The organism is Legionella qingyii, assembly GCF_003990155.1.
Lineage (GTDB): Bacteria > Pseudomonadota > Gammaproteobacteria > Legionellales > Legionellaceae > Legionella > Legionella qingyii.
On sequence record NZ_RZGX01000003.1, the window covers coordinates 86209 to 109741 of the forward strand.

Consider the following 23533-nt stretch of genomic DNA (forward strand, 5'->3'; position numbering starts at 1 on the left):
TGCGCTGCGATAATACAGAAGGAATAAGAAATGGTTGCATTAAAGGCTCTTCTCAAGCAGATTTTTTCTCAAGATGTTACGCTACAGGAACATCAATCGGTTATTTCTGGACAAGCAAAGCTGAATAATCAACCGATCCATCTTCTTGGAGTAAAGGAATCAACATTCCTGGGTGTAGAGCAAGCACTGATTATGGCTCAGCACATCATCGATATTCTTGAGAGTCAATCAAAGGATCCAGTTCTGCTTTTAGTCGATGTTGCGGGGCAAAAGTTAACAATGCGTGACGAATGGTTGGGGATGCACCAATATTTTGGCCATTTGCTTGAATGTTTGGAGTGTTTACGCCAACAAGGAAATGCTTTGATATCGCTTGTGTATAATCAAGCCTTAGGAGGCGCGTTTATTGCCTATGGCTTAATGGCAGATACTATCTTAGCTTTGCCTGATGCAGCTTTGGCTGTGATGTGGCTGGAAGGCATCGCAAAGGTGACCAAAATAGAATTGAGCACACTCCAGGAGCTTAGCAAGACATTTCCAGTTTTTGCACCTGGTGTGCAAAATTTTTATGAACTTGGAGGTTTGCATGAGATTGTAAGTCCATCTGAACTTGCTGAAAAAATTGCATTGGCAATTCGAAAAAATAATACTAAAGATGAGCGAGCACTCCTGGGGAGCGAACGTGATGGCAGAAAGCTTGCTTACACGATTATCAATAAAGTAGCCAATCATTTATGAGTCCACAACGACATCATTTAATTTATCTCCAATCTGATGCTGATTTTGCTATTGCTTCATTACATGAAGACAAACAAATGATTGAAGAACAGGTAACACTTTGGCTTGCAAAAGGCTTGCCTTGTATTTATGCCAAACAATTAGTTTCTCAAGAAACAATAAGTCTTGGATTAACCCTTCTGTTTTCCAATAAAAAACACCGAGTTGGTATCCGAGTTGCGCCATCATTAGTACAAAAACAAAAGCCACTTCCTCAACTCATCGAGATGCAGGATTTTTTTTCCCGTTATTATGGAGTAAAGGAGTTAAATCATCTTCTTGAATTGTATTTGATTTCGGATATCGCGGTGTATGGCTCATTTTTATTTCACTATTTATCAGGAGACTCATTTGTTGAGTCCGATTCAGATGTTGATTTACTCCTCAATTACCAAGGATATTCTTTGATTATTCTCCGTGAATTCGTTGACGCATTAACAAAAAAATTCAATCGAACGATTGATGGCGAAGTGCGCTTTCCTGGTTTTGGCGATATTCCTCTCAAAGAGCTACTCAATTTAGCTGCAAAAAAACTGTTATGTAAGAGTCAGGACAAGGTTACATTATTATCAAGAGTGGAACTTTATGAACATTATCCGCTGTTGTGAAAGAGCGCTTGCCAAAATGGCGGTTAGAGCGCTTTATTTTGAAGTCAAAGCGTATCCTAAACCAGGTTTGGTCAGTTTTGTGGATGCTGGTGCACATCATGATATGAATGGTGAAACATTTTATCGTAGCCTATTTACCTTGCGTCATTATTTTTATCAAATTACAAAAATGGGATTAATTCATGACTCTTTTGAAGAATTAAAACAAGTAGCTATTGAGGCGGAACGGCGGATGTTTGAAAAAACCAGGGGAATAAACACGCATCGTGGTGCTATTTTTGCCTTGGGTATAATCTGTATTTCAGTGATGAGGTTGGCCCAGGAAAAAAGACAATTCACTCCTATGGATGTTCATCGGCAAATATTGACAGATTGGCCGAAATATTTGGCAAACCATCTTGAAAATCCAGAAAGCCACGGTGCATTAGTACGTCGAAAATATAAGGTTATTGATGCCAAGCAAATGGCGATGCAGGGTTATCAACTGATTTTTCAATTACTTCCTGCCTTTATTTCACTTTTTATTGAGACTAAATCACTGGATACAGTTTGTTTATTTGCTTATTTAGAGCTTTTACTGCGTATGGATGATACCAATATTCTTCATAGGAAGGGGAAGTCAGGTTTAGATTATGCAAAATGTAAAGCAGCCGAATTATTAGCAATTCGATGTGTGCAAACTCGCCAAACAAAGGCATTGGAATTACATCAACATTTTTCTGAGTTAGGAATTAGTCCAGGGGGCGTAGCTGATTTAATCAGTGTTTTATTATTTTTGGGGCAATTGTTTTGTAAACAACTATTTAACTACTCTGATTTTAAAAAATTTTAAAAAATACAACTATACTATAAGCAGTAGGTAGCTCGTTGCCAGGATATCATTTTAAATAGGGAGAAAGTATATGGAACCTAGTAATAGTTTATCTCAAGCAGAAATTATACCCATCCTTTCTCGAGCAACCATTTTTACAGGTATTGGCCTGATTGAGCAAAAAATGCTTGCTGATAAATGTGTTATAGCGAACTATAGACCCGAAGAGATTGTCATAGAACAAGGCGAAATAGGGGATAAGCTATATATTATTATTCGAGGTACTGTTCAGGTTTCTATAAAAACCCAATCTATGGGGTGGAAACGCATTAATACTTTGGGTCCAGGCGATGTGTTCGGGGAAATTGCCATTTTACGTAATATTCGGAGAACGGCGCGTATTAGTACCATAACTGCGTGCCAGTTTCTTACGATTACCGCAAGGGATTTTTTGGCAGTTTATCAATATTTTCCTCCGCGCGCGCGCGACAATATTCAGTTAGTTGTTGCCAAGCGATTACAAGAAAGTGGAGCTCATGTGCGTTTATAACAAGTCATAGTTTGTATTTGATGTTTTTCGCGCCAATTTATTTTTTGTGTGCAGCAATGGATCTCTGCAATTGCAATTAAAAAACAAAGAGTGGCCACGCAACGCACAAGATATGGATTGAAAATCAATTGCGATTTCCGGAAATAAAATGGAAGCGAATTTTATTAATATTATTTTGGGGTTTATAGAAGGATTTTGTTTAATTATTTCTCCTTGTATTTTACCTATTCTACCTATTTTTTTGGCAGGTTCACTCTCAGGATCCAAGAAACGACCAATGGGAATTATTGTTGGTTTTACTTTGTTTTTTTCATTATTCGTATTCTTTTCTCATCAATTAGTGCGTTATTTAAATGTTGATTTTAACTTAGTTCGAGGGTTCGGTTATGCCATTTTGCTTCTTTTAGGCCTCGTCATGATCTCAAATTATTTAACAGAACAATTTGGCAAAATAACACAAGGATTTACCCGAATAGGTAACTTTTTTTCTTCTGCCAATAAGAATGAAGGAGGTTTTTGGAATGGGCTTTTTTTGGGGGGAGTCATTGCAATTATTTGGACTCCCTGTGCAGGGCCGATACTGGCTGCGATTATTGTGCAAACAGCATTACAGAAAACAACAATAATTAGTTTCTTCTCTTTGATGGCATTTGCCCTTGGAGCAGCAATTCCTATGTTAATTATTTCCCTATATGGAAAAAAACTAATAAATACATTCACCTTTTTTAAAACGCGAGCCACTATTTTTCGTAAGTTTTTAGGAGGCGTAATTATTGCGAGTGTGATTTATATGATTTACTTTGAAGGAGAGGTGGTTTCATCTTCAGTGACTCCTCAAACAGGAATTAAAACTTCAAATTCACTCATCAATGGTTTATGGTTTACTTATCCAGCGCCACCAATACAAGGTATCGATGCCTGGATTAATTCGCCTGCTTTAGGTTTGGTCGATTTGCATGGAAAAGTAGTTTTAATCGATTTCTGGACTTATTCATGCATCAATTGTTTGCGCACCATACCTTACATCAAAGATTGGTATCATCGTTATCATGATAAAGGTTTGGTTATTATTGGCATCCACACACCGGAGTTTGATTTTGAAAAAAAATTAGATAATGTCAAAGCTGCGGTGGAGCGATATGGAATTGTGTATCCTGTAGCACTCGATAATCAATTTGTAACCTGGAGAAATTATCAAAATCATTACTGGCCTGCTCATTATTTAATTAACAAAAAGGGCTATGTGGTTTACAGGCATTTTGGGGAAGGTGAATATGATGTTATGGAGAATAACATTCGCTTTTTATTGGGGATCAAGGACTTAAGCACCTTAAAATCTTTAAAGGAAATTTCATTCAACCTCTCCCAAACACCAGAAACTTATTTGGGGTATGCAAAAGCTGACTCTGATTACAGTCCGGAGCTCATAAAAGACAAAACCACCCAATATCATTTTTCCGATAAATTACCGTCTAATGCATGGAGTTTGAATGGATTATGGCAGGTCAATGCAGAGAACATTGTATCGGCAGAAGCAAATGCTGGTCTAAAAATACACTTTATGGCACGCAAAGTTTATGCTGTTATGGGAAATAATACAGCAAACCCCATTACGGTTAAGGTAATCTTAACGGATTCCATATCAGGAAAAAAATTACAAGAACGTATGCTGGTAGTTGATAAATACTCCATTTACGAGTTACTTTCGCAAAAAAGATTCACCGATGGATATTTACAAATTATTACTCATGATCCTGGTTTTAAAGTATACACTTTTACCTTTGGAAGTTGATGTTTAACTTCTTATTATGAGAATTCACTTCTCTGGTTTGTTGCTGGAGCCTTACTATAATCTGCCATATCATGAAGTGGTGTTGTGTCTTTTTTTTCTTCCTGGAAAAAGGATATTGTTTTTTTGAGATTTGACTCGAGAGGTTTTGCAGGAGTTTCTGGAGATATTCCACTGATTGTAGTTGAATTGGGCTTGAAATCAGAAAAGTTCTTTGTTAGTTCCAAAAAAGCGTTCACTTTAAATAGATACTTAAATAATAAGTTGATCTCTTTATCCTTTACTGTTTGTTTTAAAAGCATCCCTAAATCAATAAAGATTTGACCATTGATAAAAACAGCAACTTCAGGGTTAATTGCATCCTCGATTTGTTTTTGTGTGTAGTCAGAATCTTCCCATAGCCCAATTGCTTTGATCGAAGCGTGTTCTTTTAATGCAAATGAAAAACTAGCGCTCAATGCATTACGTAGTTGTTCTGCATTGCCCACAGGAAGTTCAATGGTTAAATTTTTACCGTACCCTCCTGAGGTACTAATAATTTTAATACCCAATTTTTTATGATGAATGCTAAATGCCTTTAAAAACAAAAGTACATTATCAGCTTTGATCTGCTCTCTTTGAGGGGGTATGGGATGTGGGATAATGATCTCCATATTGCCTGGAATTTTTGTTAAAAGACTTGCGAAGTTAAAAGCACCAATATAAAAAAAATGACACGTTCCACCACCTAGAACATGCTCATATTTTATTGGATCAACGGTGTCATTGAGACTAAACAGACTTACCTGTAAGAGTGGCCAACCCGAATTGTAATTGCGTAGCAGATGTGGGATTTTATTTTTCTTGGTTTGGGTTTCATTATAGTGATGCAATATGGGAGCTTGTTCTTCTTCTGAAAAGAAATGGATTGGCATAGTACTCTCTCTTATTAATTAAGTATCCTGAACATCGTGTAAAGCAACTGCGAATTTTTGCATCTTTACTTTTTGATAATAGAAAGAATCTTTTTCACTTCGGCAACGATTTTTCCTTCTTCATCAGTTATAGGAACAATAAATTCTGAGTCAATTTTTTTTGCTTTATTGACTTCATTCCTAATGTTCTCAACCTGTTCTGGAGTTAATTTGAATTGCGCATAAAGAGTCCCTTTAGCAGGTATTTTATAACGGATGGATGCTGATTTATCCCAGACAACATATCCCTTCCCTAATAAATTCATTAACATCAACATATAAAACGGATCGGCCATAGAGTACATGGAACCACCATAATGCGTTCCCACATAATTTTTATTCCAAAAACGCATCTTCATTTGGACGACAATCTGAGTACCATCAGAATGAAAACTTTTTACACTGATGCCAGCACCCCAAAAAGGTGGCCAAAATCGCATCATTCTTAATAATGTTGAGAATTTCATTCGATTATTCTAGTAAAATTAATGACTGCTTACATAAGCCCTATTTTTCATTTTAAGTCAATTTCAGTCAATAAATAATCTTAAATGATACTTTGTGCTGATACGGCTTTTTCACAAAGCATGCGCAAGGCAGTGGCAATTTGTTTTAATTCATTAGTGTGTAAATTGTATTCTTTACCTAATTGAATTGGATCGGTGAAACTTAACCATACCTGCCCACTTTGATCTTCCGTAGCCATTATCCGCAAGGGTAAATCAAGAGCAACTGCCGCATTTTCTTGCATTAATGGTGTTCCCTTTTCAGGGTTTCCTATGATAAGTACCTCTGTAGGTAGCAGTGATTGATTCACCTTTTGGGCTTCACTACTGTGATCAATATGAGCAAATATTTTACCTCCCTTTTGGGTAATCATGTTAGTGATTCGTTCTATTGTTTGGGAGACAGAATATGGACTTTGCAGCGTTTGTGAGCCTGAACCTGCTGGAGCGGCCAGCTTAATATCAAATGCGGCTGCAATTTTACGGCCTAAAATATCTAAATCATATAAATTCTCTTTATTGGCTAAAAGAGTTACACATAATAGCTCATTAGGCGCGGTAAAACGGCTTAAAAAGGCTGAAAAGCCAGGAATGTTACCTTTTATCTCCATTAAGCCAGGATGGCCAGGGAATACCCAGCCCGCATTTCCAGGGATTACTGTTTTATTATTTAAAGTAATACAATGATATAGAAAATCTCTATTTTCGGCTTCTTTGACTAAAATAGATCCCGCCAGACTGATATCCCATATGCTGATATCTTCTGCGGAGGCAATTATGCCACTGTGTGCAAAAGTGGTTGTCCAAGTAAGCTGTGGAGCCGCTTTATTATCCACTTTATAACCAACAGCGACTTCTACAGGGTCGATATAAGAGGGATTATGTAAAAACTCACTGTGTTTGAAAGGGGTAGTGCCATTATGTACTTCATTATCGATGGCGGAAGTATTTTTGACAAACAGTGTGCGTTTCAACCCTACGCGCTCAATTTGATTTTTGGTAACATAATTTTCATAACTCATGCCACTGATGTTTTCAATAATAATTCCTAGTAAGTAATAATTTGAGGCACTGGGTTGCATTTTTGTGCCTGAAGTAAATAATAAATTCGGATCTTTGATTAAACTAAAAATATCCTCGGGTTCATAATTTTTATGGAAAGAAAAACCTTCACACTCTGAGTAATCGGGTATTCCTGAACTGTGAGTTAATAATTGTCTGATGGTAACATCTTGCCATGCTTGAGGTAAGGACGATATTGAGGCAGAAATCGAGTCATCTAATTGTAGTTTTCCTTCTTCTAGTAGTTGCATTATCGCTACTGCAGTAAATGCGTGCGTTAATTGCCCCACATGAAAGAGGGTGCGAGTAGAAACTAGAAGCTTTTTTTCTGTATCTGCGAATCCATAGCCAACTACTCGTGTAATATAAGGCGCTTGAACAATTGCTAAAGACATTCCAGGAATGTTATTTTCTTCCATATATTCAATGATGAGATCATCTACAGATTGACCTTGGTAAAGAGTATGAAAATCGCCGCGGCCACTACCAGAATGAGTATTCATTATTATTCCTTTGCTCTATGCCACAAACTACTTTTAGTATAGATGATGATTCCGGAGTTGTAACTTTGGTGAGGCAACTCAGGGTATCATTATTTGGTTGATATCTAAAGGAAGCTTACTATATTAAATAAAGAGGGACTGACTGAATTATTTTTCCTCAGATAGGTCATTTGTAATAAGGCAAAGTTCAGTTTGATTAATAGATATGCATGCGAGCAACGGTTTCTAAAGAAAATAAATTAGATAAGGATACTTTAGTATGAATCACGCTCTTCCATTGATAACTACCGTTGCAATGGGATTTGCTTTGGCATTAATCATGGGGTTCATTGCGGTACGATTCAAAATTCCAGCTTTGGTAGGCTATTTATTAGCCGGTGTTGCTATGGGACCATTTACTCCCGGGTTAATGGCAAATGTTGAAATTGCTCAAGAACTTGCCGAAATCGGTGTTATGCTGCTTATGTTTGGGGTGGGTTTGCATTTCTCATTATCTGATTTGATGCACGTTCGTAAGGTTGCAATTCCTGGTGCACTTGTGCAAATGATTGTTGCAACAATATTGGGCGGTTGTACTGCCCTCATGTGGGGTTGGAATTATGGCTATGCATTAATTTTTGGGCTTTCATTATCGGTTGCAAGTACAATTGTTTTATTAAGAGCGCTTGAGGAGAGGGGTACCTTAGAAACAATTAATGGTCATATCGCGGTAGGCTGGCTTTTGGTAGAAGATCTAGCCATGGTCGTTGTGCTTGTATTGCTTCCGCCATTATCTCAATGGTTAGGTACTAATGCATCAGAAAGTATTCCCAAACCATTATGGTTTGTACTTGGCCTTACATTGATAAAGGTTTCAACTTTTATTGCACTGATGTTTCTGGTTGGGCGTCGATTTTTCCCAAAATTGCTTTGGCATGTTGCCCGCACAGGTTCTCATGAATTATTTACTTTATGTGTTGTTACTGCCGCAATTAGTATCGCCTATGTGGCCGCTCAATTGTTTGGAGTGTCTTTTGCTTTAGGCGCTTTTTTTGCTGGGATGATTATGAGGGAGTCCGCTTTTAGTCATCGTGCTGCACAAGAATCTTTGCCACTGCGAGACGCATTTTCAGTGTTGTTTTTTGTTTCTGTAGGTATGTTATTTAATCCTGCTGTCTTAGTGAAACAACCACTGCAAGTTCTGACTGTTGTAGGTATCATTGTTATTGGAAAATCGATTGCAGCGTTTATATTAGTTCTTGCTTTTCGCTATCCTTTACAATCAGCATTAATCGTATCAGCAAGTTTGGCACAAATTGGTGAGTTTTCTTTTATTCTTGCTGAGATTGGGACACGCCTTGGTCTTCTTCCAGTGGAAGGGCAAAGTTTTATTTTGGCTGGCGCGTTGATCTCAATAGCCATCAATCCTCTTATATTTAGATTGATAAATCCCATACATTCCTGGGCAAAATCTCACCCTAAATTAATTGAGGTATTTGAGCGTTCAAAAGATCCATTAACTGAATTACCAATGACAACTAAAGAAGAGTACCTTGCTGGGCAAGTTGTTTTGGTGGGGTATGGGCTCGTGGGTAAGCGTGTTGCTCAGTTACTTTCTGAAAATGCAGTTCCTTATGTTGTGGTAGATGATAATCGAGAGCTAATAGAAGAGTTACGAATTTCTGGTATCCCAGCAGTTTATGGAGATGCATCTAAACCATCGGTACTCATTCAAAGCCATATTGCTCATGCCAGTATGCTTGTACTTTTAATATCAGATACGGTTCATGTAAGAAAGATGATTCAATATGCAACTCAACTCAATCCAGATATAGAGATTGTGATCCGCACCCATAATGAAGAAGAGGCTACATTACTACAAAAAGAGATAAAGGGAAAAGTGTTTTTTGCGGAGGGTGAAATAGCAAAAAACATGGGACTTTATACTTTAAATAGATATGGGAAATCACCAAACTAACGGTATATCTGCTTCATGTTAATTATTGGGAGTACCAGTGGTAAAAGAGAAACACAAGATGTATCCTGATCAGTTTTATTAACCAGGTAATGAAAAAAATTAATGGGTATTAAAAATGATAAGAATTGAACTTCTGCAAAATAATCTTGATGCGATCCCTGAGCTTGCTTTGATTTGGCGAGAAGGACTTGGAAAAATTTGGCTACCTGATGTACCGCTTGCCGATGTTGAACGGCGTTTTCTTGAGCATGCGAATAATGAAAGGATGCCAATGACCTTTGTGGCATTCGATGAAGAAAAACCAGTAGGCATGTGCAGTTTACGTGAAAATGATGGTATCCGCCCTGATTTAATGCCATGGCTAGGCTCTTTATCGGTAAAACCTGAGTATCAAAGACAAGGACTTGGCCAACGTCTTATTGAGGTGACTAAAGAACAAGCAAAAAAAATGGGATATAAAGTGCTTTATCTTTTTGCTTTTGATCGAACAATTCCGAATTATTACCAATCATTAGGGTGGAATATTATAGATACTGACAGTTTCAAAGGACATCCTGTGACCGTAATGGAAATTGTAATGTAAACCCTAATATCTTATCGCACATCCTTATTAAAAAATAATCTATTTTACCTGCATTGCTTTATTGGGAATGCAGTTAGTAAATTTTCCTAAAAATTATTTTCTTTCAAATAATTAAGTATTTTCCTTAGTTCACCTTGAACCACGAATCAATTATTTTGTAAATGGATTTGAAGAATTAAATAATTCTTCCTATGCTAAAAAGAGTTTTCGGTAATTCATTATATGCCAAAGGAATGCTAATGAACATTTTAAAAACCCAAGTCTTGAAAGGCCCGAATTATTGGTCAAACTACAGAAGAGAACTCATTGTTATCAAACTCGATTTAGGGACATACGAGGAGTTTCCTACGAATCTGTTGGTTGGGTTTAAGGAGCGATTGATACAAAATCTCCCTAGTTTAGACAAGCATCGTTGTTCTTTGGGGATTGAAGGTGGATTTTTAAAACGAGTAGAAGAAGGAACCTGGCTAGGACATGTTATCGAACATGTTGCGTTGGAGTTGCAGTGCCTTGCAGGAATGGAATGTGGTTTTGGCAGAACTTATGGCACAAATGAGTATGGTGTGTATCAAGTGATATATGCATACCAAATTGAGGAAGCAGGCATATATGCAGGACAGGCTGCAGTCAATTTCATCAAATCCATAGCAGAGGGTAAAGAGTATCCTCTTGATGAGGCTATCAATCGCTTAAAAGCAATTTTTAAACAACAGGGTTTGGGACCGAGTACGCAGGCGCTTGTTGAAGAAGCGAAAAAAAGAAAAATACCTTGGAAACGTTATGAAAATACTTCTTTAATTACATTTGGGTATGGTCGAAATCAAAAAAAGATTTGGGCATCTATATCCTCGAAAACGAGTTCTGTTGGTGTGGATATTGCCTCCGATAAAGAACTTACCAAAAAGATTCTAAATGCCAATTTTATTCCAACACCACAAGGGTTGATTATTCGAGCCGAAGAAGAGTTACACCATGCAATAGAGCAATTAGGATTCCCTTTAGTAATAAAGCCACACAACGGGAATCATGGAAAAGGGGTAACTACTAATATTACGGATCTCAAGAAAGCAATTTTTGGTTATGAGCTTGCGAAAAAAATTTCTAATGAATTGATAATTGAGCGCTTTATTGTCGGAGATGATTATCGATTTTTAGTGATAAATTATAAAGTAGTTGCTGTAGCAAAACGTACCCCCGCTCAAGTTAGAGGTGATGGAATACTTACAATTAGTCAATTGATTGATCAGGCGAATGACGATCCAAATCGGGGTGAGTCTCATGAGAATATGCTGACAACAATCAAGATTGATGAATCGACTTTTTCAATTTTAAGACAAAATAACCTTACTTTGGAAAGTATTTTACCTAAAGATCACATTTTATATTTAAAAGAAACTGCAAATTTGAGCTCAGGCGGCACCGCCAAAGATGTTACCGAAGAGGTTCATCCGTTTAATATTTTTCTTGCAGAACGCGTAGCACGACTTGTGAATTTGGATATTTGTGGAATTGATGTAATTTCAAAAGACATTGCTTATCCTCTCAATGAAAATAATGGAGCCATTATTGAGGTAAATGCTGGACCAGGATTAAGAATGCATTTATCCCCCAATGAAGGTACGCCACGGAATGTAGCAGAGCCTATTTTAAATATGCTTTATCCATCTAATTTAACCTCAAGGATCCCGGTAGTTGCAGTTACAGGCACTAATGGAAAAACATCGGTTGTCCGTTTGATTGCCCATCTTGCACGTTTTGCGAATCATTACACAGGCTATACCACGACCGAGGGTATTTATATAAATAATAAATTGATCTATAGCGGAGATTGCAGCGGTCCTGCTAGTGCACAAGTAGTTTTGTATGATCCTGAAGTGGATTATGCCGTCTTGGAATGTGCTCGGGGCGGAATTTTGCGCTCAGGATTAGGTTTTGATGAATCGGATATTAGTGTAATTACTAATATTACTGGAGATCATTTGGGATTAAATGATATTCATACCCTTGAAGAATTGGCGCAGGTGAAAGCCGTTGTGGCACGGAGTACGAAAGAATCAGGCTACGCTATTTTAAATGCGGATGACGATTTAACCTATGATTTAAGAAATGATTTAACGTGTAATATTGCTTTATTTAGTATGGTTGAAAGTATTAGGATTAGGCGACATTGCAGTTTAGGTGGGTTGGCCGCGTATATTGCTCAAGGCAGTATTGTAATCCAAAAAGGCTCGGAACGAACGGTTTTAGCAGATATAAAATCAATACCACTAAGTTTTCAGGGCGCTGCTACTGGTATGATTATGAATATCTTAGCGGCCACGCTAGCGGGCGTGATCAGTCATTTTTCTATAGAGAAAATAAAAGAAGCCCTTCAAATCTTCCATCCTACTGTTGAAAATCTTCCTGGTAGAATGAATCTTTTCAAATTCCCTCATTGCCAAGTTATGATCGATTATGCTCATAACGAAGGTGCATTTTGTGAGTTAAAAAATTATCTTGATTCGATTCGTTGTACTAAAAAAATTGGAATTATTGGGGTAGTTGGTGATCGGCGTGATGAGGATATCGAAAAATTAGGCTATCACGTTGCTTCAATGTTTGATGAGATCGTTATTCGTCATGATAAAGACGGAAGAGGGCGCTCACATCATGAAATAAATCGTCTTCTTGTTGCTGGAATACTCCGCTCCGATTTTAAACCGTCTTTAAATATCATTTCAGATGAGCTTGAGGCTATTGAACATATGATGGAAATTGCTGATCCAGATACTTTTATTTTTTGCGCCGTTGAAGACGTATTTGAAACAACCAATTTTCTCAAGAAAAAGGAAAAACAATTGATGCTGGTGAATGAGGTTTATAATGACGCCCAAAGCTAAGTTATTGATCATTGGCGGTGCTGAGGATAAGGGCGATAATGAACCTCTGGATTTTTTGGATCAAAAAAAGGAATTTACACGTTATGAAATTCTCAATGAATTATTGCCTCCATCGAATAAGAAAATAGAAATTATTACTACCGGTTCTGAAATTCAGGATGAAGTAAAAAAAATATATCAAAAAGTTTTTCAAAACATGGGTTATAACAATATAGGATTTCTTCCCATAAAAAATAGAAGTGAGGCTCGTCAGGACGAATATTTAAAAAGAGCAGAAGATGCTGGAGCTATTTTTTTTACCGGAGGGGATCAGTTTCGCTTATCAACCATACTAGGCGGCACTCCTATTGTCGATATTATTAAAGAAAGATATCTGGATGATAGCGAGTTTATTATAGCTGGAACCAGTGCCGGGGCTATGGTTATGGGGACGGTTATGATTACTGGTGGAGGTTTATCTGAGGCTTTAAGATATCGAAATTTATTAACTTCTTCAGGGTTAGGAATCTTACAGTCTTGTATTGTTGATACACATTTCATCAAAAGAGGGCGATTTAGTCGTCTTGCGCATGCAATTATTATGAACCCAGAACAACTGGGTATTGGTTTAGGGGAAGATACTGCTTTGGTGATTCGGAATGGATCGGATGCAGAATGTTATGGCTCAGGTATGGTAGTTATCATTGATGGAAGAAATATTGATCAAACGAACATTACTGACGTTGAAGAAGGGGAACCCGTATTTGTTGAAAATTTGATCGTTCATCTTTTAGTAAAGGGATGTCAGTTTTCCATTGCAGATCGTACTCTGGCAAACCCTGCAATCCCTGTAAGCAAACAATCTAAGTGATGGAATAAACCTTATGAATAAAATTGCAATTGCAGTACATGGTGGTGCTAGTGAAAATTATTCTTTTTTGCAAGAACATCAACAAGAGTTTGAGCAGGGTTTAGCTAATGCTACGGAAAAGGGTTATGCAGTGCTTGATAAGGGGGGGGCTGCTTTAGATGCAGTTGAAGAGGCAGTTGGGATTCTTGAAGATAATCCCTTATTTAACGCGGGAAGAGGTTCAGCCTTAAATGCACGAGGTGAAGTGGAGATGGATGCCTCGCTTATGGATGGTAAGGATCTGCAAGCTGGTGCGGTGTCTATGGTTCGTACGGTAAAAAATCCAATTCGTCTTGCTCGATTAGTGATGGAGAAAACACGACATGTCTTCCTTTCTGGGTATGGCGCCTTAGAGTTAGCAAAGAAATATGGTATGGAATTTGAAGCTGAATCTTATTTTATAACTCCATATCAGTATGAGGTATATCAAAAGCTTAATAAAATAGAAACTATGGAAGAAATTCAGAAAAAGAAAATGAAAGGAACAGTAGGTGCTGTTGCTTTAGATTTACAAGGAAATCTTGCGGCGGGAACATCCACAGGTGGAATCAGCAATTGTCTTCCAGGACGAATCGGTGACAGTTGTGTGATTGGTGCGGGATGTTATGCTAATAACACTACCTGCGCAGTCTCTGGAACTGGTGAAGGTGAATATTTAATCAGAGGGGTGGTTGGCCATACTATATCCATGATGATGGAGTTTGATATGCCATTACAAGAGGCATGCGATTATGTAATTCATGAGCGTAATAAAAAGTTAAATGGAGAAATGGGTATAATTGCTCTTAATCAAACGGGTGATTTTGGTATTTCTTTTAATACGGAAATCATGAAAAGAGCTTGGAAAAGTTCATCGCAAGAAATTCAAATTAAACTTTTTGATTAATTGAATGAACACGTAATCCAGGTTAAAACGTTTTATTCACGTTGAAAATTCCCGGGCTACAATGATATTTAAGATAATGGTGAACATAACTCCACTAATGTTCCATCAGGACAACGAACATAAGAGACTAATTGGCCCCAAGGCTTTTTTATGGGCTCTTGAATTGATTGGGCTCCTGCTGCAACAGCTTGTTCATGTGCTCGCTGGACTGATTCGGTAACTAACGCGATTTCCATACCTAAAGGCTGGCTCGATGAATCAGCTGCTACATAACCATCAGGCAGATTGTTCGCACCTAAGTGATGAGATGCAAAAGCAAGCGTTGTTTCTCCGGTTTCAAGTTCACCATAACCTGCTTCATGAAAGAAGCGTGTTTTTATATTAAAAGCCTCAGAAAAAAAGGCCAGTGAAGCTTTTACATCGTTGACATAAATAATGGTATATCCAAATTTCATAGATTTGATTCCTTGTTGTTACTGTATCAACGCGTCAATTAGGGCAAATAATGCAAGGAATTTAAGGTATATTTTTCCTTAAGATCATTGCTTTGTCCAAGCAACGATTTACGCTTATGCCATTAGCTTATAATTGCGATGATAAGTAAACCCACCGCAATGAAGCCGATTAAAGCTAAACTGGAATTACCCCCGGGTACCAAGTGAGTTTCTGTTGTGACCAGGCAGGATTTACGTCCTCTCCATGCCATAATCGCGGGCAATAACAATAATAAAATGACACAACAAATACCCGCATAGCTTAAAGCGTGTAGATAAATTCCAGGATTTAACAAGACTACTGCTAGTGGTGGAAGGAAGGTTAAAGCCAAGGTATATTTTCCTTGATTACCTGATTTCTTCAGTTTTAATCCATCTGCTAAAAAGTCAAATAGCCCCAGGGAAACTCCTAAAAATGCTGTAAGCATGCAGATGGATGTAAAAAAGCCAAAGAATCCACTAATCCATTGATTTTGCACGGATTGACTTAAAGCCTCAGTTAATCCGCTTGTCGCATGTTCCGAGTTCATCAGCGCCAGTAAGCCATTCTCTCCTTCACGAGAGACTACACCCATAATGACTGCATCCCAAACAATATAACAGGCAAGAGGGATAAGTGAGCCTAATAAAATGACGCGTTTTAGGCTGCGTATATCATCTCCAAAATAGTCGCGTAAGCTTGGTATTATTGATGCATAGCCAAATGATGTAATCAAGATCATTAATGTGCCAGTAAATGCACGTGCTGAACCATCAGTTAAACTCAAAGTTGAGGCATGGGGGCTAATAATCGCGACTAATAAAACATAAATGCCTAATTTACCAAACATTAAACCGCGATTGACATAATCTACCGAGCGTATACCTTTATAAACAATCAAACTGAATAAAACTGTAAACAGGATCGCAGTGACACTATTAGGCAAATTGATATTCAATTTATGTAATAAGCTATTGAATACATCACTACCACCTGAAATATAAGCTGAGAGTAGGGTGTAAAGCAAAAATAAGTACGTTATCCAAGCGATGATTTGACCAGGTAAGCCTAATGTGGATTTAGCCATGGAAATCATATTGCTTCCTGCTGGAAGGCGTAGATTGACCTCTAGCATTAATAATGCGCCTGCAGTCATGACCAGCCAGCAAAAAAATAGGAAGAAAATCGAATTGCTAAATCCTACTTCTGCTGTCGAGACAGGTAGGGCAAGCATACCTCCACCTATAGAAGTTCCTACTATAAGTAATATTCCACCTATTAGTTTTGAATTGATCATGAGACATAATCCAAAATCGTTTAAAAACAATCCAATATGATACCTTGTTGTTCAATTTTAGTCAATTGTATCATTGCCCATGGCTCTTCGAAATCCTGGGTTGTGGTGTTTCATTTAAGTTATCTATAGCAAATTCCAGAATTCATGTATCAATAACCCGACAGAAACAGCAACTACAGCGATTTGAGTCCATTTACCTCCTGGAACAATAAAGACAGAGTGATGATTTTTTCTGCCAAAATAACACATTAATGCCGGTAAAAGTAGTAGTAGGATGATACAAAAAATGCCGGCATAACCTAATGCATGGATGTATGCACCAGGATAATAAATAACGATAAGTAGCGGGGGTACAAAGGTGAGTAAAAATAACCCAATGCCATGATTTCCTCGTTCACGCAACTTTAAGCCATCAGCAAGAAAACTGTATAAGCATAAGGACACGCCAAGAAATGCAGTGAGCATACAAATAGAGGTGAAGAAGTTAAATAAAGCACTGATCATAGTATTTTGCACTTTATTCGAGAGCAGGCTTGCTAAAGCACTGGTAGTATGTGGATTATGCATTAAGCTCTCAAGGTTTTGACTTCCTTCAGATGGAAGGGCGCCCATAATAACAGCATCCCAAGCCAAATAACAAAATAGAGGAATTAGCGAACCAATAAAAATAACTTTTTTCAATTGTTTCACGTCATCATCAAAATAGTCTCTTAGATTGGGGACAATGATGGCGAATCCGAAGGAGGTAATTAAAATCATAATCGCGCCGCCGATATATTGTATGTCGCCATGACGCAAATGCTGTAGTTCAATGTGTGGCGCAATAAGCAGTACTAATAAGAAATAAACAGCCAATTTACCAAACATCAGGCCGCGGTTGACATAGTCTACATAACGAATCCCACCGTAAACAACCAGCCCAAATAGAAGTGTAAATAACAAACTTGCTTGCCAATCAGCGAGATGCAATCCTATTTTAAAAAGGAGGCTGTTTAATACATCAGCTCCACCTGAAATATAAGCAGAGAGTAGGGTATAAAGTAAAAAAAGATAGCTTATCCAAGCAGCAAGCAGGCCATAATTACCCAAAGTGGCTTGCGCCATTGAAACCATATGCTTTCCTCTGGGTAAATAAAGATTGGCTTCAAGGATAAAAAATGCCCCTAATGTCATGAATACCCAGCAAAGGAACAGAAAAATTGAAGACTGCCAAAAACCAGTTGCTGCATTGGCAACTGGCAAGGCGAGCATCCCCCCGCCTATAGACGTACCAACAATTAAAAGAATTCCCCCAATAAATCTTGAACGCATTATCCGCCTTACTTCATTGAATAGACTACTGGTGATGGTACTGTAATTGGACATGTTGCACAAGTCTTAGTACCATAATTATTGAACCACTGAATTTCAATGCGACGATTAAATGCACTACCATGAATCAATTTATTGTCACCTACATCATTTTTATCCCCATAACCTTCTGCTTTAAGAAGTTGGGCAGGAATTTTATTGGCCCATAAAAAGGTAAGCATGGTTTCAGCTTGAGCTTGGGACAGTAATTTTTTATGACGACTCGTGCCCACATTGTCCGTGAACCCTGCGACATAAACAGGACTGTTCGGGTAAAATTTTAATAATCTAATAATATTTTCCAGACCTGGATAACAGATTTCATTGAGGCGAGGACTTTCAAACATAAAATATTTATCAACTGGTACAATCAAGGTTATGGTATCCCCATATTGTACGTACTCGATATTTTCTTTATTTAATTCTTTAATAATGCTGCGTCTACTGGTTTTGTAAAATCCTACAGCAGCACCAACAGTGCCTCCGGCAACAGTGCCTACGAGTGCGCCAGCTACGCTTCCTGTTGCTGCAGCACCCACAGCGGTTCCTACAACGGCTCCAGTAGCAACTCTTTTGGGCATGGGATGTACTGGTTTGAAATTATTATATGGCGGATGAAAACAACTACTCAGTAAGCATGTGATTAAACTACAATATAGAATTCGTACTTTAGCTAATTTGAGTGACATGTTCACTCCCTTGTCCCGTGATTTTATCATTATTAAACATCTGGTTAAATTTCGCAATTGTAGCAAGTGTTATAAAAAACATAGCCTGGGACTGCAAAGCGAATCTCGTTCTTGCATTACCCCCAGACTACTCTCATATAATATAAAACGGCAGAACTCAGTAGGAATATTAACTATAACAGCAAGCTCCCTCTAACTCTTCATCTTCAATCCGGTCAACGTTTTCTTTTTCTTGATGTTTTGGTTTAAAGAATGAAACCAAACTTAACTCATTAGTGTATTCAGCATCGTGGCGACTTAATGATCTAAATTCTGTAAGACATGTACCCGCTTTGTATATTGCCGAAAGCATTGCTCCGACTATTGTTATTCCGACTGCAACCCCTAAAACAGGTTGGACAATGAGTACCGGTAGCGCGATACCGAAGATACCTGCATACAGTGAAAAAGCGGTTGCTGCATAGAACATGAGTTCGCATGCTTTAGCGAGATTATGGAATAGGACTCCAATTTTTCTGGATTCACAAGCACTTGCAATTCGTTCTGATGCTGCTTTTGGAGTTAGCTCCCCTTTTTTTAGCTTGGATAATTGGTCAATAAATAATTCATAACTGGCTGCAATTTCTTCAACTTTTTTGGCAGTCGTTGCTTTGGTATAAGAAAGGTTATAATAATCTTGTACGGCATTTACTTGTTGTTGTAATTTTTCGCCGATTTGAGCTTTAGCAAATAAAGCGTGTAGTTTGCTGTCACAGGCGCTTAAACGTAGTTCTAATTTTCTTTGATTAAAAGGCATGATTCATCTCTTTGTTATTATTAATAGTAGGGAAACCATGGGGATTAAAACCACTTCAATGGAGTTTGAATAGGCTAAAAGTCTTATATCATAATTAACATCAAAAGGATAATACTATTCCTCTACTTGAAAACGACATAAATTCTGAAAATCACATTGTTGACAAATAGTTATATGGGCTGGTTGCGGTGGGCAGAAACCATCTTGAAATTCTTTAGCTAACTCAGTTAGTTGCTTCTGCCAGATATCTCTATATTCTGTCCATGTTTCTTCTTTCTTTAAGGCAGTAATCCCACTAATATTTTGTTTTTCTTCACTAAAACCGGAACAGCTAATTTTGCCGGTTTTCAATTGAAGAAGGAGCAGCGTGTTAATTTGTTCATCGAGCAAAGCATAAAGCAATAATTGTGATTCTTTAGGCCGTTCTTCATTCCAAGGTTTGCTGGTTGGCAGCGAGCTTTTATAATCAATAACCCATTTTTTGTTTTCAACCAGATCCAAGCGATCCACTCGCACTTGAAAATCAAGACCGGCTAAATTAATTTTATAAGATTGCTCTATCGCTGCAACAGTAAAAGGAGCTCGCTGTTTTTCCCAGTCAAGACATGTACGTACCAGCCGTTTTAAACGCGTGTATTCCACCTCCTGAATTGAATTGGTGGCGTCACAATGTTGATTTTTTAGTGAAGCTAAAGCCGTATGAATGGCTTCATCAATATACTGTTCCAACAGCTCAGCGGCTAAATGAAGCAGTTGATGCTGGCTCTTCAATTTTTGCCATAGCAGCTCCATTACCTTATGAATGATTTGACCTCGTTCTTTATTATCTAAACCATCTCTTGTTTGTAAAAAGCTTTTTGCTCGGAGTCGGTGTTCAGCAAATGCTTTAAAAGGGCACTTGGCTTGATTCGACAGGATTGCTGTGCCGCCATAAATGTTCTCCTCTGGCAATACAGGAATGTTAAAGCATTCTTCTATAGTCATTAACTCAGACAACTTTTGTGCTTCATAATGTGTTGGCAGTGGTTCAAAATGGGGAATGTTGGTAATTAAGGAACAAGGTAAATTGGGTGTATCAGCCTGTAATTGGGCATAGCTAAATACTACAGAGTCGGCACCTCTTTGTAATCGTTGCAGGGTCTGACGAGCAAATTGCAGTTCACGAGCAGGCAAGCTATGAGGCATGCATAACTGACGTTGCAACGGTGGAGGAATAAACGCAGATAACTGAACTTTTTGAGGTAAACATTGATCGGTTAACCCCATGATCCATAAACTGTCAAACTCACATCCCGAAGCTTCCAATAGACCAGAAATTTGAATTGGGGCGTTGGTTTTTTGCGCTTGGAAAATGGTGTTGTCAGTAAGATTTTTTATTGCCTCAAAGGCATCCGATTTTGTAAAACTTGACTTGAGTAAAGCAAATTGCCTCAGCTCATCAAAGACAGTAATAAAACGATTAAAACACTGATAGTTCTCGGAGCTAAGGGTATAATCCCCAGGAAATCCCAAAGTATTTAGGCGTTTTTGAAACAAGTCTATCCATTCTTGTACCGTAGCTTCATGAGGGTAAGGAGTAATATTGTCTAATAACTTAGCAAGTTTGGGGGCATAACGATGCAGTTCCTTTATCAAAGTATTTAATGGAATGGAACGATTTTCTAATAATACTCCATCTTGCAAGTACTCAGATCGTGCGATGAATTCTTCTTTAGAACTGCCTAAATAAGGTGATTGCAGAAGCAAGCTTGCTTGATGCGAATTTAGATGCGTGGCATCTAAACCAAGCCAGCATAAAGCATGGGAAACTAAAGGGAAATTGCTTAGAGATTGGCCTAGAGAGATATTAAAGTATGATGACTCAAAATGATGTGCCAACATTCTTTGTAATGAAGGCGATTCTTGTTCTAAATTGGGGACCACGACACCTATCCGTTGGTTTCCTTCTTGTATTTTTAAATGCAACCATAACATGAGCTGTTGATATTCTTCTTTGTTGTCTTGAGCTGCGAATACCTTAGTGTTGGATAATTTTTCTTTTAAATCATATTGGTATTGAACAAATCCCTTTTTCGCCAGATGCTCCTGTAGACGTATTTGCTGCGGAGTAAAATCATCAAAACAAACCCAAACAATATCTTGAGAAAAAAAAGAACTATCGACATCGAGTAAATAAGGGACTAATTGATATTCAGTAATTAAATGTTGTCGTTTTAATTGCTTATCAAATAATTGCCACCACTTTTGGAATTGTTGTGTTTGCGCTGTGTAATGAAAAGCAGGATCCTCCATGCTAATTTGCCATAGTTGGCAACGTTCCCAAGCGCTGATTATCGATTTGAGCAGACCTTCACTGTAAGTTATATTCGATTCAGATTGAATTATTTTGCGCCATAGATACTGACATTGAGTGCTGTTTAACAAAGTGGGATGGAAACTATGTGGATTAAGGCAATTGAGTTGCTCATAGGCCTTAACTAATGCAACGCTAAACGGCATGCATTGTGGTTTTTCTATGGTTTGCTTATTGCATTGGGAGAAATACTGTTGAAGTATCGCTTCACTGAGTCGGTTATTGGGGGTGAGAACAGTGTTTTTTTGAGCTAATCGAAGAAATAGATGTTCTTTATCAGTGAAAGTAAATGTAGGCATAAAAGTCCAAATCAATTATATCCTGGATGCTCTGTAGCTGGAGTTAGCGAAGTAAAATCCGGAAACTCTCTGATAGGAATTCCAGGTTATTGCTTGCGCGTTTACCCAGGCTACAATGCGATGAAAAGCTGAGTATTGAAGGATTTTACTTAAGTTTTTTTGCGCTGCAAAGTACGAGATTTTTGTGCTGGCTTTGATTTGGTTTTTTTTGTTGCACTTATATATTGAGGTAAACGATGACTTCGTCGCTTGTCCGTATACAAAATATGGTGGACAAAATGGCCTCGTAAATAGATAGAGGCTAAACCCGATGCAATGGCGAGCCATAAGCCAAAAAGAATATAACTGTAGCCAAGGACAATAAAGTAAGCGGAAACAAAATCATTAAAATTAGTTACTCTTAATACTTGGTTTTCTGAGGTATCCATAAAGAGCAGCAGGCCAAGATCAAAAAAAGGTAAGGAAAGCAGAACCATGATAAAACCCAACAAAAATGTTTTGAGTTTATAGGGTTCAGGGCAATGAACGATTCGCTCTCCAAATAGAGCTCCAGTTATGGACGCTACAATCATCCCCAGGATAATAGCCTTAAATAAAGGTACAAGTTCCTCGAAACCGATTGTCGTGAGAAAAGCATTAATGAGTATCGTTCCGACAACAGACAGTAATCCATAATAAACACTTGCCAGTAAACGTGGATTGGAAAATTCAAGTGCAGGATCTTGCTTATTCATTTTGGCACTCCATAGCTCCACCTATATATGTATTATTTTAGTATAAATATTGTTCTGTGGTGCGGTTTATTGATTTTTTTATCGTTCTTGCTTTGGCAAACTAGATTCCATTGTGAGATAGTGGTGTATCAACATGATAATTTGTATATACTAAAAAAAAATAATTTTTGATTTTGATTATGAAAAATTTTGGTCGTTTTATTTTAAAACTGTTTGGATGGAAAGTTGTCGGCAAATTACCAGAAGATAAAAAATATTTGGTTGTTGTGGCTCCTCACACCAGTAATTGGGATTTTGCTGTTGGTTTATTTGCTCGTTTTTCAATGGGAATTAAAATTAACTTTTTAGCAAAAGATCAATTGTTCTTCTTTCCTTTAGGTTTATTGTTAAAGGCTTTAGGCGGAGCCCCTGTAGATCGTTCTAAAAAAAATAAGACAGTCGAGCAAGTCGTAGAAATATTTCGCTCTCGTGATGAGTTTAAGCTTGCCATTACCCCTGAGGGGACGCGTAGTGCAGTAACTCGTTGGAAAGAGGGATTTTACCATATCGCGTGTCAAGCCGGGTTGCCTATAGTCATGGTAGGACCTGATTATTCAACAAAGGAACTGCGAATTCATGAAAAGTTCCAACCATCGGGAGATATCGATAAAGATTTCCCAATGATTCTTGATTTTTTTAAAACGATAAAAGGCCGCTATCCTAAGGAAATCCCAGACTATCGTTCCAGAAAAAATGATTAGTTTTATGAGTGTAGTCCGAATACAGTGACCTGTCTCTTGATTAAGAGA

21 protein-coding genes are annotated in these 23533 nt (G+C 37.8%); 11 read left to right on the plus strand and 10 right to left on the minus strand.

The window, feature by feature from the left end; all coding sequences use genetic code 11:
- Positions 1–30 precede the first annotated feature (30 nt).
- The 5 genes from ELY20_RS02805 (at position 31) to ELY20_RS02825 (ending at position 4538) form a co-directional block, all read left to right on the plus strand.
- Positions 31–738, plus strand: a complete 708-nt coding sequence (locus ELY20_RS02805; RefSeq protein WP_110143167.1) for a biotin-independent malonate decarboxylase subunit gamma — start codon at positions 31–33, stop codon at positions 736–738.
- Positions 735–1385 carry a phosphoribosyl-dephospho-CoA transferase MdcG domain-containing protein gene (locus ELY20_RS02810; RefSeq protein WP_110143166.1) on the plus strand — a complete coding sequence of 217 codons (651 nt, stop codon included), beginning with the start codon at positions 735–737 and terminating at the stop codon, positions 1383–1385. The genes ELY20_RS02805 and ELY20_RS02810 overlap by 4 nt, the downstream gene beginning before the upstream one ends.
- Complete coding sequence (locus tag ELY20_RS02815) at positions 1363–2217, plus strand: triphosphoribosyl-dephospho-CoA synthase MdcB (RefSeq protein WP_110143165.1); 855 nt, start codon at positions 1363–1365, stop codon at positions 2215–2217. Before ELY20_RS02810 ends, ELY20_RS02815 begins: the two co-directional genes overlap by 23 nt.
- A 70-nt stretch (positions 2218–2287) precedes the next feature.
- Positions 2288–2746, plus strand: a complete 459-nt coding sequence (locus ELY20_RS02820) for a cyclic nucleotide-binding domain-containing protein (RefSeq protein ID WP_110143164.1) — start codon at positions 2288–2290, stop codon at positions 2744–2746.
- 148 nt (positions 2747–2894) lie between these two features.
- On the plus strand, positions 2895–4538 hold the full coding sequence (locus ELY20_RS02825) for a cytochrome c biogenesis protein DipZ (protein WP_110143163.1): 1644 nt from the start codon (positions 2895–2897) through the stop codon (positions 4536–4538).
- Positions 4539–4552: 14 nt separating this feature from the next.
- On the opposite strand, the gene ELY20_RS02830 is transcribed toward ELY20_RS02825, so the two are convergent.
- The 3 genes from ELY20_RS02830 to ELY20_RS02840 all read right to left on the minus strand — a co-directional run bounded on the left by ELY20_RS02830 (position 4553) and on the right by ELY20_RS02840 (position 7559).
- Positions 4553–5449 carry a hypothetical protein gene (locus ELY20_RS02830; RefSeq protein ID WP_110143162.1) on the minus strand — a complete coding sequence of 299 codons (897 nt, stop codon included), beginning with the start codon at positions 5447–5449 and terminating at the stop codon, positions 4553–4555.
- 65 nt (positions 5450–5514) lie between these two features.
- Positions 5515–5955 (minus strand): DUF4442 domain-containing protein, encoded by a 441-nt coding sequence (locus ELY20_RS02835; protein WP_110143161.1) that lies wholly within the window; start codon positions 5953–5955, stop codon positions 5515–5517.
- Positions 5956–6035: 80 nt separating this feature from the next.
- A complete protein-coding gene (locus ELY20_RS02840; RefSeq protein WP_110143160.1) occupies positions 6036–7559 on the minus strand; it encodes a serine hydrolase in 1524 nt (507 codons plus the stop codon).
- A 259-nt stretch (positions 7560–7818) separates the two neighbouring features.
- On the opposite strand from ELY20_RS02840, the gene ELY20_RS02845 reads away from it, so the two are divergent.
- From ELY20_RS02845 to ELY20_RS02865, 5 genes are all read left to right on the plus strand, one after another.
- Positions 7819–9516, plus strand: coding sequence for a cation:proton antiporter (locus ELY20_RS02845; RefSeq protein ID WP_110143159.1), 1698 nt, complete (start codon positions 7819–7821; stop codon positions 9514–9516).
- 115 nt (positions 9517–9631) lie between these two features.
- Positions 9632–10099 (plus strand): GNAT family N-acetyltransferase, encoded by a 468-nt coding sequence (locus ELY20_RS02850; RefSeq protein ID WP_110143158.1) that lies wholly within the window; start codon positions 9632–9634, stop codon positions 10097–10099.
- A 239-nt stretch (positions 10100–10338) separates the two neighbouring features.
- Entirely contained in the window at positions 10339–12978 is a 2640-nt protein-coding gene (gene cphA, locus ELY20_RS02855; protein ID WP_110143157.1) for a cyanophycin synthetase, read from the plus strand.
- A complete protein-coding gene (locus tag ELY20_RS02860; protein ID WP_110143156.1) occupies positions 12962–13828 on the plus strand; it encodes a cyanophycinase in 867 nt (288 codons plus the stop codon). Before cphA ends, ELY20_RS02860 begins: the two co-directional genes overlap by 17 nt.
- 13 nt (positions 13829–13841) lie before the next feature.
- Positions 13842–14753 (plus strand): isoaspartyl peptidase/L-asparaginase family protein, encoded by a 912-nt coding sequence (locus tag ELY20_RS02865; RefSeq protein WP_110143155.1) that lies wholly within the window; start codon positions 13842–13844, stop codon positions 14751–14753.
- Between the two features lie 68 nt (positions 14754–14821).
- On the opposite strand, the gene ELY20_RS02870 is transcribed toward ELY20_RS02865, so the two are convergent.
- From ELY20_RS02870 to ELY20_RS02900, 7 genes are all read right to left on the minus strand, one after another.
- Positions 14822–15208 (minus strand): VOC family protein, encoded by a 387-nt coding sequence (locus ELY20_RS02870; RefSeq protein ID WP_110143154.1) that lies wholly within the window; start codon positions 15206–15208, stop codon positions 14822–14824.
- Between the two features lie 122 nt (positions 15209–15330).
- Positions 15331–16524 carry an amino acid permease gene (locus ELY20_RS02875; protein WP_165831614.1) on the minus strand — a complete coding sequence of 398 codons (1194 nt, stop codon included), beginning with the start codon at positions 16522–16524 and terminating at the stop codon, positions 15331–15333.
- Between the two features lie 123 nt (positions 16525–16647).
- Entirely contained in the window at positions 16648–17835 is a 1188-nt protein-coding gene (locus ELY20_RS02880; protein WP_110143152.1) for an amino acid permease, read from the minus strand.
- Between the two features lie 8 nt (positions 17836–17843).
- A complete protein-coding gene (cmpA, locus tag ELY20_RS02885; RefSeq protein WP_110143151.1) occupies positions 17844–18563 on the minus strand; it encodes a C-OmpA-like family protein CmpA in 720 nt (239 codons plus the stop codon).
- Between the two features lie 169 nt (positions 18564–18732).
- A complete protein-coding gene (locus ELY20_RS02890; protein ID WP_110143150.1) occupies positions 18733–19359 on the minus strand; it encodes a DUF5638 domain-containing protein in 627 nt (208 codons plus the stop codon).
- Between the two features lie 114 nt (positions 19360–19473).
- The gene (locus ELY20_RS02895; RefSeq protein WP_110143149.1) at positions 19474–22011 is read right to left on the minus strand and encodes a PD-(D/E)XK nuclease family protein; all 2538 of its coding nucleotides are present in this window, start codon (positions 22009–22011) and stop codon (positions 19474–19476) included.
- Positions 22012–22160: 149 nt separating this feature from the next.
- The gene (locus tag ELY20_RS02900) at positions 22161–22745 is read right to left on the minus strand and encodes a hypothetical protein (protein WP_110143148.1); all 585 of its coding nucleotides are present in this window, start codon (positions 22743–22745) and stop codon (positions 22161–22163) included.
- A 179-nt stretch (positions 22746–22924) separates the two neighbouring features.
- Here ELY20_RS02900 and ELY20_RS02905 point away from each other — a divergent pair, with 179 nt between their 5' ends.
- Positions 22925–23485 (plus strand): 1-acyl-sn-glycerol-3-phosphate acyltransferase, encoded by a 561-nt coding sequence (locus ELY20_RS02905; protein WP_110143147.1) that lies wholly within the window; start codon positions 22925–22927, stop codon positions 23483–23485.
- Positions 23486–23533 lie beyond the last annotated feature (48 nt).

Coding starts and splice junctions, on each gene's coding strand:
- ELY20_RS02815 (WP_110143165.1), top strand. CDS start 1,363: ATGAACATTATCCGCTGTTGTGAAAGAGCGCTTGCCAAAATGGCGGTT.
- ELY20_RS02870 (WP_110143154.1), bottom strand. CDS start 15,208: ATGAAATTTGGATATACCATTATTTATGTCAACGATGTAAAAGCTTCA.
- ELY20_RS02865 (WP_110143155.1), top strand. CDS start 13,842: ATGAATAAAATTGCAATTGCAGTACATGGTGGTGCTAGTGAAAATTAT.
- ELY20_RS02810 (WP_110143166.1), top strand. CDS start 735: ATGAGTCCACAACGACATCATTTAATTTATCTCCAATCTGATGCTGAT.
- ELY20_RS02825 (WP_110143163.1), top strand. CDS start 2,895: ATGGAAGCGAATTTTATTAATATTATTTTGGGGTTTATAGAAGGATTT.
- ELY20_RS02890 (WP_110143150.1), bottom strand. CDS start 19,359: ATGCCTTTTAATCAAAGAAAATTAGAACTACGTTTAAGCGCCTGTGAC.
- ELY20_RS02880 (WP_110143152.1), bottom strand. CDS start 17,835: ATGCGTTCAAGATTTATTGGGGGAATTCTTTTAATTGTTGGTACGTCT.
- ELY20_RS02845 (WP_110143159.1), top strand. CDS start 7,819: ATGAATCACGCTCTTCCATTGATAACTACCGTTGCAATGGGATTTGCT.
- ELY20_RS02905 (WP_110143147.1), top strand. CDS start 22,925: ATGAAAAATTTTGGTCGTTTTATTTTAAAACTGTTTGGATGGAAAGTT.
- ELY20_RS02820 (WP_110143164.1), top strand. CDS start 2,288: ATGGAACCTAGTAATAGTTTATCTCAAGCAGAAATTATACCCATCCTT.
- ELY20_RS02840 (WP_110143160.1), bottom strand. CDS start 7,559: ATGAATACTCATTCTGGTAGTGGCCGCGGCGATTTTCATACTCTTTAC.
- cmpA (WP_110143151.1), bottom strand. CDS start 18,563: ATGTCACTCAAATTAGCTAAAGTACGAATTCTATATTGTAGTTTAATC.
- ELY20_RS02860 (WP_110143156.1), top strand. CDS start 12,962: ATGACGCCCAAAGCTAAGTTATTGATCATTGGCGGTGCTGAGGATAAG.
- ELY20_RS02895 (WP_110143149.1), bottom strand. CDS start 22,011: ATGCCTACATTTACTTTCACTGATAAAGAACATCTATTTCTTCGATTA.
- ELY20_RS02835 (WP_110143161.1), bottom strand. CDS start 5,955: ATGAAATTCTCAACATTATTAAGAATGATGCGATTTTGGCCACCTTTT.
- ELY20_RS02850 (WP_110143158.1), top strand. CDS start 9,632: ATGATAAGAATTGAACTTCTGCAAAATAATCTTGATGCGATCCCTGAG.
- ELY20_RS02875 (WP_165831614.1), bottom strand. CDS start 16,524: ATGATCAATTCAAAACTAATAGGTGGAATATTACTTATAGTAGGAACT.
- ELY20_RS02805 (WP_110143167.1), top strand. CDS start 31: ATGGTTGCATTAAAGGCTCTTCTCAAGCAGATTTTTTCTCAAGATGTT.
- cphA (WP_110143157.1), top strand. CDS start 10,339: ATGAACATTTTAAAAACCCAAGTCTTGAAAGGCCCGAATTATTGGTCA.
- ELY20_RS02830 (WP_110143162.1), bottom strand. CDS start 5,449: ATGCCAATCCATTTCTTTTCAGAAGAAGAACAAGCTCCCATATTGCAT.
- ELY20_RS02900 (WP_110143148.1), bottom strand. CDS start 22,745: ATGAATAAGCAAGATCCTGCACTTGAATTTTCCAATCCACGTTTACTG.